The organism is Sulfitobacter sp. SK025 (genome assembly GCF_003352105.1).
Classification (GTDB): domain Bacteria; phylum Pseudomonadota; class Alphaproteobacteria; order Rhodobacterales; family Rhodobacteraceae; genus Sulfitobacter; species Sulfitobacter pontiacus.
In genome coordinates this window covers 1313102-1334567 of record NZ_CP025808.1, presented here as the reverse complement: position 1 = coordinate 1334567, position 21466 = coordinate 1313102, and the positions used below count along the sequence as shown (strand labels likewise).

17 protein-coding genes are annotated in these 21466 nt (G+C 62.7%); 2 read left to right on the top strand and 15 right to left on the bottom strand.

The window, feature by feature from the left end:
- Window positions 1–25 precede the first annotated feature (25 nt).
- Window positions 26–2242: a catalase/peroxidase HPI gene (gene katG, locus C1J04_RS06420; RefSeq protein WP_009826442.1), complete on the bottom strand. Its 2217-nt coding sequence runs from the start codon at window positions 2240–2242 to the stop codon at window positions 26–28.
- A 164-nt stretch (window positions 2243–2406) separates the two neighbouring features.
- Between katG and C1J04_RS06415 the strand changes: the two genes are divergently transcribed.
- Window positions 2407–3288: a hydrogen peroxide-inducible genes activator gene (locus C1J04_RS06415; protein WP_009826441.1), complete on the top strand. Its 882-nt coding sequence runs from the start codon at window positions 2407–2409 to the stop codon at window positions 3286–3288.
- A 28-nt stretch (window positions 3289–3316) separates the two neighbouring features.
- Here C1J04_RS06415 and C1J04_RS06410 read toward each other — a convergent pair whose 3' ends face one another.
- The 11 genes from C1J04_RS06410 to C1J04_RS06360 all read right to left on the bottom strand — a co-directional run bounded on the left by C1J04_RS06410 (window position 3317) and on the right by C1J04_RS06360 (window position 13303).
- The gene (locus C1J04_RS06410) at window positions 3317–4477 is read right to left on the bottom strand and encodes a lytic murein transglycosylase (RefSeq protein ID WP_037954268.1); all 1161 of its coding nucleotides are present in this window, start codon (window positions 4475–4477) and stop codon (window positions 3317–3319) included.
- 93 nt (window positions 4478–4570) lie between these two features.
- The gene (locus C1J04_RS06405) at window positions 4571–5044 is read right to left on the bottom strand and encodes a CreA family protein (protein WP_005852196.1); all 474 of its coding nucleotides are present in this window, start codon (window positions 5042–5044) and stop codon (window positions 4571–4573) included.
- Window positions 5045–5111: 67 nt separating this feature from the next.
- Complete coding sequence (locus C1J04_RS06400; protein WP_009826439.1) at window positions 5112–6539, bottom strand: DUF6880 family protein; 1428 nt, start codon at window positions 6537–6539, stop codon at window positions 5112–5114.
- A gap of 57 nt (window positions 6540–6596) precedes the next feature.
- Window positions 6597–7349 carry an adenosylcobinamide-GDP ribazoletransferase gene (locus tag C1J04_RS06395; RefSeq protein ID WP_009826438.1) on the bottom strand — a complete coding sequence of 251 codons (753 nt, stop codon included), beginning with the start codon at window positions 7347–7349 and terminating at the stop codon, window positions 6597–6599.
- A complete protein-coding gene (gene cobT, locus C1J04_RS06390) occupies window positions 7349–8374 on the bottom strand; it encodes a nicotinate-nucleotide--dimethylbenzimidazole phosphoribosyltransferase (RefSeq protein ID WP_009826437.1) in 1026 nt (341 codons plus the stop codon). Before cobT ends, C1J04_RS06395 begins: the two co-directional genes overlap by 1 nt.
- Before the next feature lie 50 nt (window positions 8375–8424).
- Window positions 8425–8961 (bottom strand): bifunctional adenosylcobinamide kinase/adenosylcobinamide-phosphate guanylyltransferase, encoded by a 537-nt coding sequence (gene cobU / locus C1J04_RS06385; protein WP_009826436.1) that lies wholly within the window; start codon window positions 8959–8961, stop codon window positions 8425–8427.
- Window positions 8962–9015: 54 nt separating this feature from the next.
- Window positions 9016–9639, bottom strand: a complete 624-nt coding sequence (cobO, locus tag C1J04_RS06380) for a cob(I)yrinic acid a,c-diamide adenosyltransferase (protein ID WP_009826435.1) — start codon at window positions 9637–9639, stop codon at window positions 9016–9018.
- 3 nt (window positions 9640–9642) lie between these two features.
- Window positions 9643–10497 carry an ABC transporter substrate-binding protein gene (locus C1J04_RS06375; protein ID WP_254655159.1) on the bottom strand — a complete coding sequence of 285 codons (855 nt, stop codon included), beginning with the start codon at window positions 10495–10497 and terminating at the stop codon, window positions 9643–9645.
- The gene (gene cobD / locus C1J04_RS06370) at window positions 10494–11471 is read right to left on the bottom strand and encodes a threonine-phosphate decarboxylase CobD (protein ID WP_009826433.1); all 978 of its coding nucleotides are present in this window, start codon (window positions 11469–11471) and stop codon (window positions 10494–10496) included. The genes C1J04_RS06375 and cobD overlap by 4 nt, the downstream gene beginning before the upstream one ends.
- 12 nt (window positions 11472–11483) lie before the next feature.
- Window positions 11484–12425 (bottom strand): adenosylcobinamide-phosphate synthase CbiB, encoded by a 942-nt coding sequence (gene cbiB / locus C1J04_RS06365; RefSeq protein ID WP_009826432.1) that lies wholly within the window; start codon window positions 12423–12425, stop codon window positions 11484–11486.
- Window positions 12422–13303 (bottom strand): hypothetical protein, encoded by an 882-nt coding sequence (locus tag C1J04_RS06360; protein WP_254655158.1) that lies wholly within the window; start codon window positions 13301–13303, stop codon window positions 12422–12424. Before C1J04_RS06360 ends, cbiB begins: the two co-directional genes overlap by 4 nt.
- A 267-nt stretch (window positions 13304–13570) precedes the next feature.
- Between C1J04_RS06360 and C1J04_RS06355 the strand changes: the two genes are divergently transcribed.
- Entirely contained in the window at window positions 13571–19396 is a 5826-nt protein-coding gene (locus C1J04_RS06355) for a GEVED domain-containing protein (protein WP_254655157.1), read from the top strand.
- A 137-nt stretch (window positions 19397–19533) separates the two neighbouring features.
- On the opposite strand, the gene C1J04_RS06350 is transcribed toward C1J04_RS06355, so the two are convergent.
- From C1J04_RS06350 to C1J04_RS06340, 3 genes are all read right to left on the bottom strand, one after another.
- Window positions 19534–20292 (bottom strand): glutaredoxin family protein, encoded by a 759-nt coding sequence (locus C1J04_RS06350; protein ID WP_037954267.1) that lies wholly within the window; start codon window positions 20290–20292, stop codon window positions 19534–19536.
- Between the two features lie 7 nt (window positions 20293–20299).
- Window positions 20300–20776 carry a DUF305 domain-containing protein gene (locus tag C1J04_RS06345; protein ID WP_009826428.1) on the bottom strand — a complete coding sequence of 159 codons (477 nt, stop codon included), beginning with the start codon at window positions 20774–20776 and terminating at the stop codon, window positions 20300–20302.
- Between the two features lie 143 nt (window positions 20777–20919).
- Window positions 20920–21417, bottom strand: a complete 498-nt coding sequence (locus C1J04_RS06340; protein ID WP_037954266.1) for a lactoylglutathione lyase family protein — start codon at window positions 21415–21417, stop codon at window positions 20920–20922.
- Between the last annotated feature and the right edge of the window lie 49 nt (window positions 21418–21466).

The following is a 21466-nucleotide window of genomic DNA, read 5'->3' as shown; positions in this document are numbered from 1 at the left end:
CGCCCTTGGCACTCGTTACCTACCCTTAGGCGAGGTCAAAACGGTCGAGGTTCATCACCTTGGTCCAGGCGGCGATGAAGTCGGTCACGAATTTGTCTTTCGCGACATCACCTGCATAGACCTCTGCAATCGCGCGCAGCTGCGAGTTCGACCCGAAAAGCAGATCAACAGCTGTCCCGGTGTGCTTCAGCTCACCCGTGGCGCGTTCGCGGCCTTCATAGATGTCGTCCGTCGCGGTCTCTTCCGCCTTCGACCACACGGTGCCCATATCCAGCAATGTGGTGAAGAAGTCGTTGTTCAGCGTGCCGGGCGCATCGGTGAACACGCCGTGTTTGGCGCGGCCCACGTTCACGTCCAGTGCACGCATCCCCCCGACCAGAACCGTCATCTCTGGCGCGGTCAGCGTCAGAAGTTGGGCGCGGTCGACCAGCAGCTCTGCCGTGGTGACCGAATAGCGGGTCTTGGCAAAGTTGCGGAAACCGTCGGTGACGGGTTCAAGATAGGCGACGGAGTCAACTTCGGTCTGTTCAAGCGAGGCATCGCCGCGGCCCGGTGCGAAGGGCACGGTCACGTCGTGGCCCGCGTCCTTGGCGGCTTTCTCGATCCCGGCGGCACCGGCCAGCACGATCAGGTCAGCGACAGAGATTTCTTTGTCCCCCGACTGCGCGTTGTTGAAGTCTGCGCGGATCGTTTCCAGCACGCCAAGCACTTTGGCCAACTGATCGGGTTCGTTCACCGGCCAGTCTTTCTGCGGTGCCAGACGGATACGCGCGCCATTTGCACCGCCGCGCTTGTCAGACCCGCGGAAGGTCGCGGCAGAGCCCCAAGCGGTGGCCACCAGTTCCTGAACGCTCAGCCCCGACTCCAGCACTTTGGCTTTCAGCGATGCAACGTCCGCGTCATCGACCAGCGTATGCGTCACGGCGGGGATCGGGTCCTGCCAGATCAGCTCCTCGCTGGGGACGTCCTTGCCCAGATAGCGGGCAATCGGCCCCATGTCGCGGTGGGTCAGCTTGAACCATGCACGGGCAAAGGCGTCGGCGAATTCCTCGGGGTTTTCGTGAAAGCGCGTGGCGATCTTGAAATACTCGGGGTCTTCGCGCAGCGCGAGGTCAGAGGTGAACATGATAGGCGCGTGACGTTTGGACGGGTCATGCGCATCCGGCACGGTGCCTGCGGCGTCGCCGTTCTTTGGGGTCCACTGTACGGCACCGGCAGGGCTTTTGGTCATTTCCCACTCGAGCCCCAGCAGGTTGTCGAAATAGGTCATGTCCCAGCTTGTCGGGTTCTGCGACCATGCGCCTTCAAGCCCGCTGGTCAGGGCGTGGATGCCGTGGCCTGTCTCGTGCTTGTTGGTCCAGCCAAAGCCCTGAGCTTCCAGCGGCGAGGCTTCGGGATCGGGGCCGGCATTCTCGCCACCCACGGCACCATGCGCCTTACCAAAGGTGTGACCACCCGCGATCAGCGCGACGGTTTCATAGTCGTTCATTGCCATCCGGCCAAAGGTGTCGCGGATGTCATTGGCAGAGCCTTGCAGATCGGGTTTGCCGTCCGGCCCTTCGGGGTTCACATAAATCAGGCCCATCTGCACAGCGGCCAGCGGGTCTTCCAACGCGCGTTCCTGGCTGTAGCGTTTGTTGTCCAGCCATTCGTCCTCGGGGCCCCAATAGACATCCTCTTCGGGTTCCCAACGGTCCACGCGGCCACCGGCGAAGCCGAATGTTTTCAGCCCCATCGATTCCAGCGCGATATTGCCGCACAGGATGATCAGGTCACCCCAGGAAATCTGGTTGCCGTATTTTTGCTTGATCGGCCACAGCAAGCGGCGCGCCTTGTCGAGGTTGGCGTTATCCGGCCAGCTGTTAAGAGGCGCGAAACGCTGCGTGCCCGTGCTGGACCCGCCACGGCCATCCGCCGTCCGGTAGGTGCCTGCCGCGTGCCATGCCATACGGATGAAGAACGGGCCATAGTGACCATAGTCCGCGGGCCACCAGTCTTGCGAATCCGTCATCAGCGCATGCAGGTCAGCCTTGACCGCGTCAACGTCGAGCTTCTTGAACTCTTCGGCATAGTCAAAGTCTGGCCCAAGCGGGTTCGAATCGATGGTGTTCTGGTGCAGCAGCTTGAGGTTCAGCTGGTTCGGCCACCATTCGTTCAACGACCGCGCACCGCGCTTTGAGTTGCGGCCGTGGCTGCCGACGACCGGGCATTTGCTGATGTTTTCGACGTCATTTCCGTCCATGGTGGTCTCCGATGTTATCTGTCTGGTGCGCGGTTTTGCACCGCGTCACGGGGGATGGATGTCGGGGGCGCGATACGGTCTGCCCCGTCTTTCTGGAATTGTTCTAACAGCAGTTATTGATTAGTTTAAGTTGGCATTTCCTATCAGTTTGATAATAATAAACTATGACCAACATCACCCTTAAACAGCTTCGCTACTTTGAAGCCGTTGCCCATCACCGTCACTTTGGCCACGCCGCCGAGGCCTGCGCGATCTCGCAGCCCGCCTTATCCGTGCAAATCAAGGAGTTGGAGCAGAACTTGCAAACGCCCCTCTTTGATCGCGGCGGGCGGAATATCACGTTGACCAGCTTTGGCGTCGATTTCGCGCCGCGCGCGCGGGCGATCCTGCAGGGGGTGGACGAGCTTCAGGATATGGCGCGCGCCTCCAAGGACGGGCTGATGGGCCGGCTGAGAATCGGCATCATCCCCACCATCGGCCCCTATCTGCTGCCCTCGATCATCACCAAGCTGACCCGGATGAACCCCGCGCTGGATATCCATGTGCGCGAAACCATGACCCCGCGGCTGATCACCGAGCTGACCGAGGGGCGCATCGACACTGCCATCGTCGCCCTGCCCGTGTCAGAACCCTCCCTGACCGAAGTCACCCTGTTTGACGAGAAATTCATGCTGGTGCGCCCCGAGGCTGATCGCGGCAAGCCGATCCCCAGCAGCGCACATCTGAACGAGATGAAGTTACTTCTGCTTGAGGAAGGGCATTGCTTTCGCGATCAGGCCCTGTCGTTTTGCGATATGCAGTCGGAAACCGCGCGCGAGGGGCTGGATGCGAGCTCCCTGTCCACGCTGGTGCAGATGGTCGGCGCGGGCATCGGCGTGACGCTGATCCCCGAAATGGCCGTCGCCGTGGAAACGCGGTCGGCGCAGGTGGCGGTCAACGCCTTTCCCGCGCCCGAGCCGACGCGCCGTGTGGGGATGATCTGGCGCAAGACCAGCCCGCTGGCCAGCAAACTGTCCGAAATCGCCGATCTGATCCGCCCGAGCTAAGCGGGCGGATCATCGTTTCATCGTGGTATCAGCCCAACCGCGCCAGCAGCTCACGCGACGGGTCGCCGGTTGCGGGCAGCCCCTGGCTTTGCTGATAGGCGGTGATCGCCTTGCGGCTGTTCGGGCCGATCACACCATCGGTGCCGTCCGTGTCGAAGCCACGGGCGGTCAGCCGTTCTTGCAACGCCTTGCGATCATCAATGGTCAACCCGTATTTATCGGGGCCAAAGCTGGCCTGAATAGGCCCGCCCCCTGCGATACGGTCCGACAGATGCCCGACGCCAATCGCGTAATTGTCCGAGTTGTTATAGCGCTTGATCGCCTTGAAGTTGTTAAAGATCGCAAAGCGCGGCCCGCCCGCATCCGGCTGGAGGATCTGCACCGGTGTGGCAGAGCTTGCCGCCGCGGTGCCCATCTCTGCGCCCCATTTCTGGCCGGACTTCCAGCCCGACTTCGCCAGATAGGCGGCCGTGGAGGCCAGCGAATCCGACGGGTCGTCAGACCAGATGTCGCGTTTGCCGTCGCCGGTGAAATCTACGGCGAAGGATTGATAGGATGTGGGGATGAACTGCGTGTGGCCCATGGCACCGGCCCAGCTTCCGGTCAGACCGGCAGCCGAGACATCGCCGCGCTCAAGGATACGCAGCGCCGCAATCAGTTGTTTCTCGAAAAAGGCCCCGCGACGCCCGTCATAGGCCAGCGTCGATGTCGCCGACACGACCGGCACATTCCCGCGCCGTTCCCCGTAAAAGCTTTCCAGCCCCCACACGGCGGTGACGACTTCGGCAGGCACGCCGTAGCGCGCCTCTATCTGGCGCAGCACGCCTTGGTGGCGCGCGAATGCTGCCCGCCCTTTGGTGACACGTTCGTCCGATGCCGCAATGGCAAGGTAATCTTCAAGCGAGCGGCTGAATTCCGTCTGGTTGCGGTCCCGTTTGACCACCCCCGGCAGATAGCCCGCCCCCGCAAAGCCGCGACGCAGCGTGCTGTCGGAAATGCCCTGCGCCGCAGCGCGTGACTTGAACGCCGAAACCCACGCGTCATAGCCCGCATTCGGTTGGGGTTGCAGGTCCGGTGCCAGCGCCGCATCGCTGCGCGGCGCAAAGCTGCCTGCCCTGTTGCCGGTGCTACAGGCCGCAAGGCCCAATGCTGCCAATCCGACGGTGAAACTTCTTCGAGAAATGCTCATACTGCCCGCGCCCTTGTTTGTTATGACTTCGGCATAGAATAGCCGAAGCACGGGGGCGGGCAAAGCGGATGATACGCCTTGGCAAAGCTTTGCCTATTTGGTCGGCACATAGAGCGGCACGGTCGACATCGACATTTTAGCAGACCCGTTCTGCACATCGCGCGCGTGGCTGATATAGACCAAGGTGTTGTTTTCTTCGTCGAAAATCCGTTTGACCTTCAGCGTCTTGAAGATCACGGACCGGCGTTCGCTGAACACCGTCTCGCCCTCGTCATCGCGCGAGATGTCCCCAATCTCGATCGGGCCGGTCTGGCGGCAAGAGATGGAGGAATTCGACGGATCCTCGAACCAATTACCCTTTTGCAGACGGTCGATCAGGCCCCGTTCAAAATAGGCCAGATGGCAGGTGACCCCCTTGACCTCGGGGTCTTGGACCGCCTCTACCACGATGTCATTGCCCAGCCAGTCCACATCGACATTGCCCACCACATCAGCGGTAGCTGCAAGAGGAAGGGCAAAGCCAAGGGCGGCAATGGGGGCGAAGGCGGCGCGTTTGAAAATACTCATGCATCCATACGCGCGGCGTGCCTGTTGGTTCCCACGTCGTGGCAAGAAAAGACCCAGCACGCGCAGATCAGGTCACCCGCGTCCAGAACCCTGCTTTATGGGCATAACGTTTGCGCAAGCGCCGGACAAAGGCGTCGTGGCTTTCGAAAGCTCCGTAATCCTCGATCTCGATATCCGCGGCGGCGCAGTCCATCAGATGATCGGCCGCCTGCGCGTACCGCGACTTGGCGCTTTCCCACAGCGCGGCTTCGATCATGGCGCGCCAACACAGCGCTGCCGCCAGAGGATGACGCGCCCGCAGCGCATCGGCGGCATCAGAGAGCGGGACGACATGGGTGCCATTCAACGTCTCGGCGCGCGCCTCGATCATCGCTGCGAGCCCGCGCAGGTCGGGCCACGCGAGGAAAAAGGCGATCGCCGCGTTGAGATCCTTGAACGTGGCCGCATGGGCCTTGGCGGCCTCCTCTACCTCAAGATCATCGAAATCCGGGAGCTGTTTGAGGTGCGCCCGCAGCATCTCGGGGTCGAGCGTTTCGGTAAAACAGCGCCAGCGGTGGGCTTGGGCCTCGTCTTCGCGCCCCGATGCGATCAGCGCGTGGAGATAGGCCGCGTCCCACGCCTGCCGCCCCGCCTCTTTACCCTTCGGGCGCGCACCCTCAAGAACATCAAGCGCGGCATCGTGATTGCCAGCAGCCGACCAGAGCGCCGCCACCTCGACCGCAACGGTGGGCCGCGCCAGATCGGTGGGAGAGAACAGCGAGATGTAGGTCTCCGTATCGCCCTGTGCCCAGGCCACCTCGCGCAGGTGCATCTGGACAAAGCGTTTTTTGCGTTGCGCGGCGTAGTTTGCATTGCGCCCGCGCAGCTCGCGCAGGAATTGCAAGGCGGGGTGATCCTCTGTCGCGTCCAGCGGTGCCGCGTCAAAGCTTTGGATCAGCCCCTTCAAATGTGCGAGCCCGCTGTCGCCCAAGGACGGGGCCATGCGCGTGATAATCTCGTCAAAAGCGCCATCCGTATTCCCCTGCACCGCCTCCCACGTGCGTTCCGCCAGCGCGATCGGGTCCAGCGGGGCGCGGGCGGCAATCTGGCTGATCTCAGCAAGCGCATCGGCAAAGACGGCCCCCACGTCCCCCTTGCTGTCGTCCACCCGATCCATGACCGAAGGGGCGAGCGCTAGAAACTCCCACAGCAGGTCGAAAGCGTCGGCGGGGGCGTCTGGCGCGATCTTGTCGATGATCATCGCGGATTGGGTGCGCAGGTCTTTGATCAGCGCCGTCCGCTTGCGCCACCCGACATAGCTTTTGGCCCGCCGGATCGTGACCAGCCGCTTGCGCACATCACGCGCGAGTTCAGCAGGGCCGAGGTTGTGGCTCAACTCAAGCCGCAGACGGCGTTTCATATCGGCGCTGCCGGTGCTGACCTCGATCAACAGTTCGGCCAGCCGCTCCGCCCCGAGGGCGGCAAGATTTGCGGTGTTCAGGGTCTTTTTCGACATGGGGCCTTGCTACATCGGATTTGCGGCCGGTCAAAGGGGCCGCGCGGCTCGAAGGTGTCAGGCAAAGAGATAGACGGTGACGCCCCAGCCCGCCAGTTCGGCCAGTTTCTGCATCGCGCCGATCACGTCGCCGGTCTGCCCGCCGATTTGCCGCAGCGCCAGCGCGGCCACCAGCGCGGTGGCCACAACGACCCCCGCAAAGATCACCGCCGCCGCGCCAAAGCCCAGGGGCAGCAGCCCGACCAAGCCAAAGGCGACCGCGATATAGACGCAAGTCGCCGGCACCTGCGCCGCGCCGTGCCCCAGCCCGTCGGCCCGCGCGGCGGGCATCCGCGCCAGCCAGAACGGCAGCATCGCGCGGCTGGCCATCGACAGACCAAGCGCGGCAGGCACGACCAGTGCAGGATGATCCAGCCGTGTGATCAGCGCCACCTGCAGCGCCACCGTCAGGATCAGGGCCATCACCCCGTAGCTGCCAATGCGGCTGTCGCGCATAATCTCGAGCTTGCGCGCGCGGGTCTGCCCGCCGCCGAACCCGTCGGCCATATCCGCCAGCCCGTCTTCGTGCATCGCGCCGGTCAGCAGTGTCGTGGCAAAGATCAGACCAAGGGCCGCAACCGTCGGGCCAAAGTCTGCCGCGTGCAGCGCCCAGTAGATCAGAGCGGCAGGCAGCATCGCGACCGCCCCCGCCAAAGGCCAGCCCCAGGCCGAGGTTCCTGTCGCGGGGATCGGATCGCGCAGATATCCCACGGGGATACGGGTCAGCAGCAGCATCGCCAGCCGCGCCTCTGCCACCCGGGCGCGCAGCATCAGCCGTCCGCCACGCCGGCTTCGGCAAATGTCGCCATGCCGCTATGGCACGCCAGCGCCGAGCGCAGGATACCGAGCGCCAGCGCGGCGCCCGATCCTTCGCCCAACCGCATGTCGAAATCGAGCACGGCCGTCTTGCCGATCGCATCCAGCAGACGTTTATGCCCGGGCTCGACGCTCAGGTGCCCGATCAGACAATGGTCCAGCGCCGCAGGGGCCAGCGCGAAAAGCGGTGCGACAGAGGCGGTGCAGATGAACCCGTCAAGGATCACCGGTATACGCCGTTGCCGCGCGGCCAGCACCGCGCCGCAGATCGCCGCCTGCTCGCGCCCGCCCAAGGTCATCAGGATAGACGCCCCGTCCTGCGGGGTGGCGGCGTGGCGGGCAAGTCCGCGGGTGATGGCGTCGACCTTGCGGCGCAGACCTTCGTCGTCCGAACCGGTGCCACGCCCGACCCAATCTTGCACTGCCCCACCAAAGACCGCCGCCGTCAGCGCTGCCGCGACGGTGGAATTACCGATCCCCATTTCGCCCAGGATCAAGACACTGGCCGCCGGATGCAGCGCCGCCGCCCCTGCGTTAAGGGCCGCGACACAGTCCGCCTCGCTCATCGCGGGGCCTTGCGTGAAATCGGCAGTGGGGCGGTCAAGGTCCAGGTCAATCACCGACAGCTGCGCGTCATTGGTGCGGCACAGCTGGTTGATCGCAGCGCCCCCCGCCTTGAAGTTCTGCACCATCTGGGCCGTCACCTCTTGCGGGAAAGGGTTCACCCCCTGCGCGCAGATCCCGTGGTTACCGGCAAAGACGAGGGCCTGCGCCATGTCGATCTGCGGCACCACCTGTTGCTGCCAACCCGCCATGAACACCGCCAGCTCCTCCAGCCGGCCCAGTGATCCGGGCGGTTTGGTCAGCGCATTCTGCCGGTCGCGCGCGGCGTCTTGGGCGACGGCATCAACCTGAGACAAATCGCGGGTCAGCGCGTCAAGGTCGGACAGGGAAGTCAGGGGAAAAGTCACATGCGCCATGCAAAGGGGTCTCTTTCGTTTGGAAATCTATCGTATGTCGGGATCATGGGTCAGGCAAGCGAGGCCGGAGCCTGCGCACTGCCCTTCAGCGTCAGGGGCAAACCACAGCTGACCAACACCACATGCCCCGCCACCGCTGCAATGCGCTGGTTCATCAGGCCCGAGGCATCGCGGTAGCGCCGCGCCAGCGCAGACATCGGCACGATGCCCCCGCCCACCTCATTCGTGACCAGCACCACCGGAGAGGACTGTGTGCGCAAGCTGTCCAGCACTTTTTCAAGCTCCGCCTGCCAGTCGCGTTCGGCGTGCATCACGTTGGACAGCCACAGCGTCATACAATCGACCAGCCGCGCGCCCACCCCATCGGTGCGCATCAGCGCGCCGCATAGATCAAGCGGCTCCTCCACCGTGTCCCAACCGTCACCGCGTTGTACCTTATGTGCGGCGATGCGGTCCTCCATCTCGGGGTCGAAGGCCTGGCTGGTGGCAATATAGACCAGCGGCAGCCCGTAGGCGCGCAGGTGGTTTTCGGCAAAAAGGCTCTTGCCCGATTTTGCACCGCCGGTGACCAGCGTGATCTTGTCCATGATATCCGCCCTTTGCCAAGCGGGGCGCGGGCAAACGCCCTGCCCCGGTAGCGATCAGAATTCCACACCGGCCTGTGCGGCGATACCCTGTTTGCGGAAAGGATGTTTGATTTCCTTCATCTCGGTCACCAGATCCGCAATCTCGATCAAGGCGTCGGGCGCGTTGCGGCCGGTGATCACCACATGGGTCATATGCGGCTTCTCGGCCTGCAGGAAATCGACCACATCCTGCACCTCGATATAGCCATAGCGCAGTGCGATGTTGAGCTCGTCCAGCAGCACCATGCGGTTGTTGGGGTCGCGGATCAGCTCTTTGGCTTTTTCCCATGCGCGTCCGGCGGCGGCGATGTCGCGTTCGCGGTCTTGCGTGTCCCAGGTAAAGCCCTCGCCCATCACATAGACCTGACAGATGTCGCTAAAGCGGTCCTCAAGCAGTTGACGGTCCGCCGACACCCGTGCGCCCTTGATGAACTGCACCAGCGCGCAGGGGAACCCGTGCCCGATGCAGCGCATGATCATCCCGAAGGCAGAGCTGCTTTTACCCTTGCCGGTCCCGGTGTGGACGATGATCAACCCCTTGGTCACGGTCTTTTCCGCCATCATCTTGGCGCGGGCAGTCTGGACCTTCGCCATCTTTTCGGCGTGGCGCTTGTTCTGGTCTGGGGTGCTGTCGGTCATCTGTTATCTCTCCTCGTGGCGTATCTGGTTGCCTGCCCTGCGTACGTCTTGCACCGCCCGCAACGCCAGCGGCGTGCCGCAGACCCAATCGGGCGAGCTATACACCATCCGGCCGGTCTTGGCGTATTGTGCGAGCGCAGGATGTAGCATGATCTCTTCGGATCGGGAACCTCCCGGATAGGGCGTCGTGGTGACCAGAACATCGGGGGCGTTCATCACCAGTTCTTCCAGCGCCAGACGCCCACTGTTCCGGCGTCCGAGTTTCTGCGAGAGGTTGCGCAGTCCGCCGGTGGTCACGATGTCGTGGCCCAAAGTATCCACCCCCAGCGAATAGCCGTTCGGGTAATAGAACGCCGCAACAGGGGCATCGGAGGCCAGTGCGGGCTGCGCGGCCAATGTCTGTTCGACGTCGCGGGCCATCGCCTCTGCCCGCGCGGGCTGCTGCAAGAGGTCGCCCATCCACCGGATCTGCGCGGGAATATCGTCAAGCGCCTTGGCGATCGGCATTTGCTCTACCCGCAAGCCGAGGTGGCGCAGCATCGCGAGGGTCGCTTTGTCGGAGTATTGCCCCGCCAACACCAGATCCGGCGCGGAAAGGTATATTTCTTCAGCACCGCCCGCGTTCTGCGGATGTGCTGCGGCTTCCTGCGCCAGCGACGACGATCGCGGATCGCGCGCCAGACGAGAAAGGGAGGTGATTTGATCAGGATCCGCCAGCAGCAGTACCATCTGGTCCGTGCACAGGTTCATCGACACCACACGGGGCAGGTCTGCGGCGCTGGCTGAAGTGACGGCTATCAGGGCGGCTACCAGCCCCAGCAGCACCCGCCGCCCTCTCATTGTGATGCGCCGGATCACGCGCCGTCTTTCAAGGCGGTCTCTAACCGGGCCCAATCACCGGCCGGACCGGGCAGGCCCAGACGGATCCAGCTGTCGGAATAGGGGAAGATCCGCGACCAGATGTGATGTGCGGCCAAGGCGTTTTGCGCAGCCGCGGCATCCGGCGTCGCGTAGGTGCGAAACAGCGGGGTGCCGCCTACCAGCACCCACCCTGCCCGCGCCGCCATCGCATCCAATTGCGCCGCCTCGCCTTGCAGGCGCGCGGTGGTCTGCGCCGCCCAATTCGTGTCGTTCAGTGCGCGCAAGGCGACCTCTATCGCCATGCCGGAAACCGGCCAAGGCCCCGTCATCGCGCGCAGTCTTTCGGCCAAAGGCTCTGCCCCCAGCACAAAACCCAAGCGCAGCCCCGCCAGCCCGTAGAACTTGCCAAAGGACCGCATCACAAGGATATTCTTCGCCAGTTCGGCCCCGCCGCGGACCAGCGACACCTCTGGATCAGGGTCGGCAAAGCTTTCATCCACGATCAGCAATTCGACGGTTTCGGCAAGCGCGCGCAAGGCGTCAGGGGCGTGGCGCTGCCCGTCGGGGTTGTTCGGGTTGACCACCACGGCAAGGGCGTAGCCTTCAAGCGCGGCAAGATCGGTGGCTTCGGTGACCTGCCAGCCTTCGGCCCGTAGTGCGGCGGCATGTTCGTTATAGGTGGGCGACAGGATCGCGGCTTGGCCCGGCGCGATCAGGCGCGGCACCAACTGGATCGCCGCCTGCGCCCCTGACACAGGCACAACAGCACAGCTTGCGCCATAGGCCCACCGCGCGGCGTCTTCCAGCGCGCCAAGGGCACTGCGTTCGGGCAGACGGGTCCATGCCTCTGGCGAGATCGGCCCCACCGGATAGGGCACCGTGTTAATCCCGGTGGACAGATCGATCCAATCGGCGCGGTCACCGCCGAACGCCTTGATCGCCCCATCCAGATTGCCGCCGTGGTCCCGCATCGCTTGCCCCTGTCAGATCAGCGCCACCAGCGCCAACACGACTGCTAATACGAACATGGCGCGAAGGTAAAGCGTCAGCGCCCGTCGCAGGCTGGTCGCATCAGCCTCGGTCCCTTCGGCATTGAGCCAGGGTTCATCCGCGATCTCTGCGCCGTACACACGCGGGCCGGACAGGCGCACGTTCAGCGCACCGGCCATCGCCCCTTCGGGCCAACCGGCATTGGGCGACCGGTGGTGGCGCGCATCGCGCAACATCACGGCGGCGGCGCGACGTGGCTGGCCCGAGACGATCACGAACAGCAGCCCCGTAGCCCGCGCCGGGATCAGATTTACCAGATCGTCGAGCCGCGCAGCCACCATCCCGTAGTGGCGGTAGCGCACGGACCGGTGCCCGATCATCGAATCCATCGTGTTGATTGCCTTATAGGCCACCAGCCCCGGCAGCCCCAGCAGCACGCCCCAAAACACCGGAGCCACCACCCCGTCCGAGGCATTCTCGGCCAGGCTTTCAATAGAAGCACGGGCAATCGCGGCAGCGTCCAGCTGATCAGGATCGCGCCCGATGATCATCGATACGGCATAGCGTGCCCCAGCGATGTCGCTCTGCACCAAAGGCGTGGCGACGGCCTGAACGTGGTCGAACAGCGACCGCGGTGCCAGAAAGGGCCACGCCAGCAGCCCGCCGACAACGTAGCCCGCCCAGCCAGGGGGCAGCAACGCGGCGACCACAATCGCAGGCAAGACGGCAAGCGCAAGCACGAGGCAGACCCCGACACCGCCCAACAGGCGCAACCGTGCGGGCGATGTATCAGCGCTATTCAACCGCGCCTCGATCGTGCGAATGGCGTGGCCGATCCAGGACACCGGATGGCCGATTTTCGCATAAAGCGGCGCAGGCCAGGACAAAGCCGCCTCGATCACAAACCCCAGCAGGATGCCCGCCGCACCGATCATGCGTCCCCTCCGGTTGTGAACCGCATCGCGCCGGTCAGCCCGTGGTCGGCCAACAGCTGTTCAGCATCCTCGGGGGCAGTGCCCGGTGCAAAGATGAACGCGCGCGCGGACCCTGTGTGCGCACGCGCATAGCCCAAAGCACCGAGACGCTGCGCCAGTATCGTGCTCGGGTCGTTCAGAGGGCCGCGCAACGCGGTGGTGCGGTCTGCGCTGATGCGCGCCAATCGCGCCACCTGAGGCAAATCACCCCGCGCCACCGCGCTTTCCCACGCGGGCAACAGGTCGGCAATATCCGCAAAACCGCTGTCCGCCGCATCGGTCCGGATCGGCTCGCCAAAGTAGCCGCCGATGATGTCAGCCCGTGGCGGCGCGCCCAGCGCGCCCTTACTTTGCGCCAACCGCGAGGCCCAGATCACGCGGTCCGGATGCGGTAACATTAACGGATCGGTGGCCCCTTCCACCGCCAGACACAGCGACGGCAAACGGTCTTCAGCAATACCCGCAGCCCGCGCCAAAGCCACCAGCGCCGCAGTGGATGCACCTGCCCCGACCCCGACAGGAAGGTTACCAGACAAGGTAAAACTGCCCGCATCTTCCCCTGCGGCCTCTAGCAGGTGTCGAAGCTGCGCGAGGCTGACCGCTGCGGGTTCACCCTGCGTCAGGTCCAATGCCCCCCCGCGGGTAAACCGCGCCCGCACCCCATGTGCACGGCACAGCATCGTGACCAGAACCACCGGGCCCTCCGGCCCCAACCGCCCCTGCACCCATTCACCGAAGTGACCGAAAACAGGTGGAGTTTCTGCAGACGCTCCTGATTTGTCGAAAATTGTCTGCAAAATACTGGCTTTCGTGCGGCGCGAGAGAATTGGTGCCGACATATTCACCATCCACGGGCAAACGGCAACAGAGCAAGGGCCTATGGATTAAAGGCTTTTCCGCATCGCGCTGCCTACCGATTCTGGGTGGGACGCTCTCGAAAGTATAGGGCGCTATTCTGGAAGGCAGGGGGATTGTACCTGCGCATTGTCGCTCGCGTTAACCTTGTATGAGAACTTTAGACATATCCCGGGGGGCAGGAAAGACGGCGAGGTCGTCTCCGGCCAATGTACAAGGTGTTTGGGACACCGCAACAAGAGGTCCGTCTGATGTCGATTTCAAAGTTAACCTTTACAACACTGAATTGTGCCGCCGCTTTGGCGGCTTTGGTCGTTACAGGTTCTGGCAAAGCTGATGCCGGCGAGTTCGAACTTGATTGGGGCACCTACGACTGGCCCGGCGGCAATCTTGGCCCGCTGACGCGCACCTTGCGGGACCAATACGGGTTCGAGGTTGACCTGACCTTTGAACATACAGGCAACTACACCGGCTTCAGCGGCGAAGGGACACCCAACGATTCGACCATCTTTGGCGGCAATGTGGAATCGCTCGTGGTCATTTCGAACGCGCCGCCAAACCGCGGGCGTATCGGGGATGCGCGGACAACGTCCTCCATCTCCTCCAGTTCGGGCGGGGTCGCCTTTCCGATCGACAATCTACAGATCGACATTTTGGATATTGACGCCAGCGATAGCAACGCCGGGTCTGACCGTTGCGATTTTGTGACCGCCTTTGGCGATAACGGCAATCCGGCGCTGGCACCGGTTAGCGCGGCACCCGCACTTCTGGTTGGCCCCGGTCCCGGGTCTGGCTTCACCGGCACCATCGGCGCGAACCAGGCCCAATGTATCTATGTCGAAGGGTTCGGGGCCTCGCCCACATCGAACAACGATGACACCGGCACCGTGCGCGCGACGTTCCCCGACAGCACCTCGACGGTCACCTTCTGGTATGATGAATCTATTGCCGACGTGCGCAATTACAACCAGTTCACCAATTATGACCCCGCGCCGCGGGGCATCGGCATGTTTGGTGCGGCAACGTTCAATGTGGATCAAAGCATTTCGTTGACACGTACCGCCAGCCCCAGCACAGGGACGCAGGGTGAGACTGTGACCTACACTTACACGGTCACAAACACCGGCGCGTTGCCGTTCAACACCGGGCAGGACATTGTGATCGACGACGATCTGCTGGGGCCTGTGCTCTGCCCCGCGATCACCACGCCTGTCGCCCCGGGTGGAACGGTCGTCTGTCAGGAGGACTACACCATTCAGGCGGCCGATGTGCTGACGGGGTCCGTGGACAGCAACGCGGTTGCGGGCATTGGCCGTATCGGCCAGCCTTTTGTTTCACGGTTGCAGTCGAATTCTGAATCCCTGTCCATCGTCAGCAGCGTGCTGTCAGGCGAGACCGGTTCGCAAAGCTGCACGCCTCAGTCCGTCTTCCGCCAGCCATCGACCCAGTTGGCAGGGTCCGGCAGCCGGACGAATGTAACCCCGTCAGACATCTTCCTGTTCGACGACGTGACAACCGATATCAACGGCAACCCGATCGATGTCGTCATGCAGGTCACCAGCATCAATAATGCGACCGCGCTTACCCTCGATACATCCCTCGAGGCGCGCATGACGCCAGAGGACGACGCATACATCACGTACCGTCTGCGGCTGGTACAAGATGGCACGGCCACGGCGGCCAACCCGCAAGGTCTGGCCATTGACCAAAGCCGCATCAACGGGGTCATTGTACAGCAAACGGATGTCGACAGCCGCGGCGCGGGCGATGACTCTTCGGATGTGGTGGGCTCGCTCACCAATCCGACGGTGACCTCTTTCTTCAACACCGCGCCCTTATCCTCCTTTCCCGCCGGACCGAACGCGATCGCGATGGATCCTGCAAAGGTGGGCGACCCGTTTGATTGGGAAGACGAGCCGAATGAATCGAGCTTTGACAACTACGCCACCTATGAATTCAACACCTTCGTAGAAGCTGAATTTATCCACGGCTACACAGGGTCATCCGACCGTAGCGCGACGCGCGGGTCCGGCATCCAGCTGTGCGCAATCTCGAACACCTCGCCCGATATTGTGGCGCAAGACGACGACTACACCGCGTCGCCCGTGAACACCTTGCTGGGCGGCACCGCAGGCGAAGTTATGTCGAATGACACGATCAACGGCCTGCCCGCCGCCTTCCCGACCGCGACGCTGACTGTATTGACCGAAGCCGTGCCGCAGAACACGGGCGATCCTGTGCCGGTTTTGGAAACAGCCGGTGCCGAAGCCGGTCGCGTTATTGTGCCCGCGGGCGTTCCCGCTGGCGTCTACACCATCGAATACCAGCTCTGCGATGCGCTGGACCCCGCTGATTGTGACCGCGCGTTGGTCACCGTGGCGGTCTTTGCCGGGCTGGGTGTGGACTTTGGCGATGCACCGCTTAGCTACCTCACACCGACCCACGGCGTTGATGCCTCTCCGGGTGTGTATCTGGGCCTGATCGAGCCGGATATCGAACTGGTTGCACAATCGGATGCGACGGCAACGGCGGATGACCTGATCGGCACCGACGACGAAGACGGGATCACCTTTCCCGTCCTGACCCAAGGCACGATCAGCACGCTCGACGTGACCGTAACAGGCAATGGTAACCTGCAGGCCTGGATCGATTTCAACGGCGACGGTCTGTTCGAAGAGACCTTGGGCGAGCGTATCGCGCTTGACCTCAAGGATGACGGTACGCAATTCGACAATGTCGCGGGCGATGGCGTGATCCAGATCGACGTGACCGTGCCGTCGGATGCGACCACATCAACCACCTACGCGCGCTTCCGCTACGGCTCCGAGACGGGGTTGAACACATCGGACTTTGCCGTGGATGGCGAGGTAGAGGATTATTCGCTGGTCATCGCGGCTGCTGATCTGTCCGACCGCGGCGATGCGCCTGCAACCTATGGCGATCCGCGTCACATCGTGGCGCAGGACATCTATCTGGGTGCCGGCGAACCTGACACCGAACAGACCCCACAGCATAGCCCCGATTCCGATGCGGATGACCTGTCGGGCTTTGACGACGAGGATTCCATCGCCGTCTTTCCCATCCTGGAGGCTGGCACAACCGTGCCCCTGACCATCGTGACCCATGAAACCCTGAGCGCTCAACTTGCCTTGGGCATTCCGGTAACCGCGGGGATCACAAACCTGCAGCTTTGGGTCGATTTTGACCAAAGCGGCACCTTCGATCCCTCAGAACACATCGCGGTCGACTACCGTGATGGGGGCGCGGGCGATACCGACGGGGTGTTCAACAACCAGATCACGCTGAACATCCCTGTCCCTGCGAATATCACCAGCGGCTTTTCCCATGCACGTATCCGCTGGTCGACCTCTAGCGCCGTCGCGGCGGACCCCTTTGATGGTCTGAATTTCGACGGCGAGGTCGAGGACTACAAAGTAATCCTCTCGGCTGGGGCGGTGCCCTTTACCTGCGATGGCTCGCTCTACCGTGTGACGCAGACGGATTCGCAGCTGCAGCGGCTCAGCTTCGCGGAAAGCGCTGGCGTGTACAGCATCACCGCGACCGACATCGGTGCCCCTGCGGGCGTGCAGTATGACGGCGGTTGGGGCTATAATGCGCTCGACGGGTTGTTCTACGGGGTGCGCGCTGCAACGCGCGAGCTGATCCGCCTGGACTCCACCGGCAACTACGAGGTCGTCTCGACCCTCCCCGCGTCGGCGGCGGTGGGCTCCACCGCGGGCGACATCCTGCCCAACGGGGTGATGGTCTATCGTGTGAACGGCGCCAACGCGTTGCAGCTGCTGGATCTTTCCGATCCGTCCGCCCCCGTTGATCTGGGCCTGATCACGCTGTCGGCTGCGGTTGAACCGTCGGACATCGCCTATAATCCGAACGACGGCATGCTGTACGGCGTCAACGAGGCCTCTGACCGTTTGTTCTATATCGACCCTGCGGATGGTACGTCAGGCACCCGCGCGCCGGTTGAATTCGGCCCGACCGCCTGGACAGGTTCCTATGGCGCGGTGTGGTTCGATTTCTACGGCCGCATGTACATCAACCAGAACGTCACAAACGAGGTATACGAGGCCGACGTGGGACTTCAGGGCTCCGGCTCTGGCGGGGGTCAGTTGATCAATACGGTGCCTGTCGGCGAGGGTGGCCTGAACGACGGTGCCGCCTGCCCGTCGCGCTTTGGCCCGCTGCCGCCCGAAGGTGACCTGTCCGGCGTCGTCTACCGCGACACCAACTACTCGGACAGCTACCAGCCCGGTGAAACCGTGCTCAGCGCCGTGACCGTGTCCCTTTACGACGACAATGGCACAGCCGACACCGCGGATGACACGTTCCTGACCAGCGTAGAGACAGCCAGCAACGGCACCTATCTCTTCTCTGACCTGTCTGCCACAGCGACCTACCGCGTAGAGGTCGACGCAGCCGATCCCGATATGCCCCCCGGGCTTGTGGCCGGTACCGTGAACCCGCAGACGGGCGTATCAATCACCGCCGGCAGCGTGCGCACCCTTGATTTCGGGTTTGTGAACGGCGGGGCGACGGCGGATCTGTCCCTGACCAAGGGCGTGTTCGACACCAGCGGCCAGCCGGTGACCCAAGCGGGCCCGGGCACAGAGCTTGATTTCGTGCTCACCGTGACAAACGACGGCCCTGACGGTACCACCGGTGTGCGGGTCCGTGATCTGATCCCCGACGGGTTCACCCTTGTCTCTGCCACACCCGCGGATGGCACCGATACCTATGACGCCGACACCGGTACATGGGACGTCGGCGAGGTGGCCAATGGCGCGAGCGAGACCCTGACCGTGCGCGTGACGATGAACGCCACAGGCGAGCATACCAACGTGGCCGAGATCATCGGCTCTGACCTGCCGGATCCCGATAGTGATCCGCTGGTGGGCCCGCTGACGGACGATCTGGGCGACGGCGTTGCCGATGACGACGAAGCCGCCGTGAGCGTGAGTTTTGCCGGGTCCGGCCCAAGCTTGTCTGGTAAGGTCTTTATCGACAATGGTGCAGGTTCCGATACAGCCTATGACGCGCTGCAAGGGGCCTCGGAAGCCGACACCGGTGCGGCGGAAGTCCGGATCACCGATAGCAGCGGCACGTTGATCGGGTCGCCGCAGGTTGCCAGCGATGGCAGCTGGAGCCTGACCCTGCCCGAAGGCTTTGCCGATGACGTCACCATCACCGTGGTCCCGGACAACGGCTTGCTCACCGTGTCCGAAAACCCCGGTGCCCTGCCCAGCCTGGTCAACCCGGCCAGCGGCGATGGTACCTTTACCTTCACGCCTGCGGCGGGGACATCCTATCCTGATCTGGATGTCGGCCTGATCGAGGACGCTCGGCTGAGCGAAAGCCAGCAAAGCGCGATCCGTCCGGCACAGGTGGTGACCCTGCGGCATGAGTATCTTGCCGATGCAGAAGGCTCTGTGGTGTTTGACACCGATATCCAGTCGATCACCGCGCCGGGGCTCTTTTCCGTAGCCCTGTTCGAGGATGCCGCCTGCGACGGGACGGCCACCAGCCCCATCACCACCGCCCTGCCCGTGACCCCTGACACGCGTATCTGTCTGGTGGCTCGTGTCGCCGCCTCGGGTGCGGCGGCACCGGGGTCGACCATCGCCTTTGATGTGGTCGCCGACACGACCTATGGCGCGACCGGCGCGACCGAGCAGGACCGCAACACCGATCTGGTGCGGGTAGAATCCTCCGAAGGGGTGCTGAAACTGCGCAAGACGGTCCGCAATGTGACCCAAGGCACGCCCGAAGGCGTCAGCAACGGTGCCGCTGCGGGGGATGTGCTTGAATATCGCATCTTCCTCGATAACCCTGGCGAACTGCCCGCGACCAACATCGTGATCCACGACCGCACGCCGCCCTACACAGAGCTGGCATCCGCCATCCCAAGCCCCGTATCCATCGGCGGCGATGTGGTCTGCACGATGACCACGCCCGGGGCAGATACGGCGGGCTATGCGGGGGCGCTGCAATGGGACTGCACCGGATCACATGAACCGGGTGCAACGGGGTCTGTGTCCTTTGAGGTGCGGATCGCCCCCTAAGGCGGCCCTTTTGGTCAGGCACGGATGGGGGTTTTTCCGCGCCCCAAACGAACAAAAATCCCCCCGTACCGCGGATGCGGCGCGGGGGGATTTGCAATAGGAATAGGCACCAAGCCCGCTGAGCAGGTGCCAGAATATTACCCGAAGAGCCGTACCAGCATCCAAAGCCCCATGCCCAGCATCATCACGTTCTCGGTCAGCGACACAAAGCCAAGCGGCACATTGCTACTGCCGCCCACGCAGGCGCATTTCAGCTCGCGTTTGTCGATATAGACCGCCTTGATCACCGAGATCGCCCCGATACCGCCGATCACGATCGCGATCGGTGCTGCCAGCCACAGCAGCGCCCCTGCGGTCATGGCGATGCCTGCAAAGGCCTCTCCGAACGGGTAGATCTTACCGTAGGGCACCCAGCGTTTCGCCAGCAGGTCATAGTTCAGGAACATGGTCGAGAAACTCTCGATGTCCTGCAATTTCTGCACGGCGAGGAAACACATGGAGATCGAGATAAACCACTGGAACGCCTGCACGGTAAAGATGCTTTCGAAGGCAAACCACGACAGGCCAAGCGCCATCAGAAAGGCGACCGAGAAGATGGCGATCACCGGCTGGTACGACGTGTCAGATTGCTGATCCTTGGGTTTGTCCAAGCCAAAATAGACCCGCAGATCGTCATAGCCGCCGATGCGTTCCCCGCCGATAAAGCTCTGCGGCGTCGTTTCGACATCATGTTTCGCCTTGAACGCGTCTGTCTCTTCGCGCGTTGTCAGGTGGTGATCCTCGACCTCGAAGCCCTGACGCTCCAGCAGGTCTTTCGATTTCAGACCGTAGGGACAGGTGTGGTCGGGCATCACCATACGGTAGAGTTGTGCCGGTTGTGTCTGCTGTTGCGTCATTATGTCCTCACTTCCCGTCGATTTCCGGTGTGGCGGCCGGCCCGCCTTCAAGATCCGCGATCAGGGCCTTCATCTCGTCGATCTCAAGCCGTTGCGCTTCGATGATATCATCCGCCAGCTTGCGCACCCGCGGGTCCGAGATATTGGCACGCTCGCTCGTCAGGATCGCAATGGAATGGTGCGGGATCATCGCACGCATCCACGCTGTATCATCGACCGTGGACTGGCTGCGCACCAGAAACAGCGACACCGCAAAAACCAGCGCGCTGCCTGCAAAAATCGCGATATTCACCCCACGGTTGCTGTACATCCCCAGCATGAACGCCAGCATGATGACCGCCATCACCGCGCCCATATACAGCGCCATATAGCTGCGGGTTTCGCTAAAGAACACGTGATCGATTGCGTAGGTGTTCAGATACATTAAGCCGAACATCACCACGGTAGAAGTGATGATCATTGCAAAGAAGCGCCAGTATGACATGAGAAGACCTTTCGTGATGTTGCTATGACAACAAAACCGCCTTCCCACGCAGGAGGGTTCCCGCCGACCTGCATTATTTGACATATCTTGCGCTAATGACTGCGGGCGAAAGCCCTGCCCTCGCCCGCAGAACTGACTTGAGATTAGCTATAGGCACCGGCGGAATAGGTCAGCTCGTAGCTGTGGCTGTACAGCTCGAACACGATGCCAAAGGGGTCTTCGACATAGACCATGCGATAGGGTTTATCATCGGGGAAGTATTCGCGCACCGGCATCCGCTGCTTGCCACCTGCCGCGACAATCTTGGCCAGCAGGTCTTCGAGGTTGGGATCCTGAATGGCGAAATGGAACGTGCCGTGCTGGCGGAAATTCAGCGGGTCTGCGGGCGCGTGGTTGCCGTCAAATTCAAACAACTCGATCCCGATACGGTCTGCCGTGGCAAGATGCGCGATACGCAGGCGGCCCCAGCCTTCGCCAAAGACATCGGTACACATCTGCCCGATATCGCTGCCGTCTTCGACAATCTCTGTCGGTTGCATGATGACGTAGAACCCCAGCACGTCGACGTAGAATTTTACGGCTTGGTCCAGATCCGGCACGGAAAGCCCGATATGAGAGAAACTGCGTGGTGTCGGTGTCATGGTCTATCCTTTGTTCTGTGATACCCCGTGATTTAGGTGGACCGCGCGC

Coding starts and splice junctions, on each gene's coding strand:
- katG (WP_009826442.1), bottom strand. CDS start 2,242: ATGGACGGAAATGACGTCGAAAACATCAGCAAATGCCCGGTCGTCGGC.
- C1J04_RS06415 (WP_009826441.1), top strand. CDS start 2,407: ATGACCAACATCACCCTTAAACAGCTTCGCTACTTTGAAGCCGTTGCC.
- C1J04_RS06410 (WP_037954268.1), bottom strand. CDS start 4,477: ATGAGCATTTCTCGAAGAAGTTTCACCGTCGGATTGGCAGCATTGGGC.
- C1J04_RS06405 (WP_005852196.1), bottom strand. CDS start 5,044: ATGAGTATTTTCAAACGCGCCGCCTTCGCCCCCATTGCCGCCCTTGGC.
- C1J04_RS06400 (WP_009826439.1), bottom strand. CDS start 6,539: ATGTCGAAAAAGACCCTGAACACCGCAAATCTTGCCGCCCTCGGGGCG.
- C1J04_RS06395 (WP_009826438.1), bottom strand. CDS start 7,349: ATGCTGCGCGCCCGGGTGGCAGAGGCGCGGCTGGCGATGCTGCTGCTG.
- cobT (WP_009826437.1), bottom strand. CDS start 8,374: ATGGCGCATGTGACTTTTCCCCTGACTTCCCTGTCCGACCTTGACGCG.
- cobU (WP_009826436.1), bottom strand. CDS start 8,961: ATGGACAAGATCACGCTGGTCACCGGCGGTGCAAAATCGGGCAAGAGC.
- cobO (WP_009826435.1), bottom strand. CDS start 9,639: ATGACCGACAGCACCCCAGACCAGAACAAGCGCCACGCCGAAAAGATG.
- cobD (WP_009826433.1), bottom strand. CDS start 11,471: ATGCGGGACCACGGCGGCAATCTGGATGGGGCGATCAAGGCGTTCGGC.
- cbiB (WP_009826432.1), bottom strand. CDS start 12,425: ATGATCGGTGCGGCGGGCATCCTGCTGGGGTTTGTGATCGAGGCGGCT.
- C1J04_RS06360 (WP_254655158.1), bottom strand. CDS start 13,303: ATGTCGGCACCAATTCTCTCGCGCCGCACGAAAGCCAGTATTTTGCAG.
- C1J04_RS06355 (WP_254655157.1), top strand. CDS start 13,571: ATGTCGATTTCAAAGTTAACCTTTACAACACTGAATTGTGCCGCCGCT.
- C1J04_RS06350 (WP_037954267.1), bottom strand. CDS start 20,292: ATGACGCAACAGCAGACACAACCGGCACAACTCTACCGTATGGTGATG.
- C1J04_RS06345 (WP_009826428.1), bottom strand. CDS start 20,776: ATGTCATACTGGCGCTTCTTTGCAATGATCATCACTTCTACCGTGGTG.
- C1J04_RS06340 (WP_037954266.1), bottom strand. CDS start 21,417: ATGACACCGACACCACGCAGTTTCTCTCATATCGGGCTTTCCGTGCCG.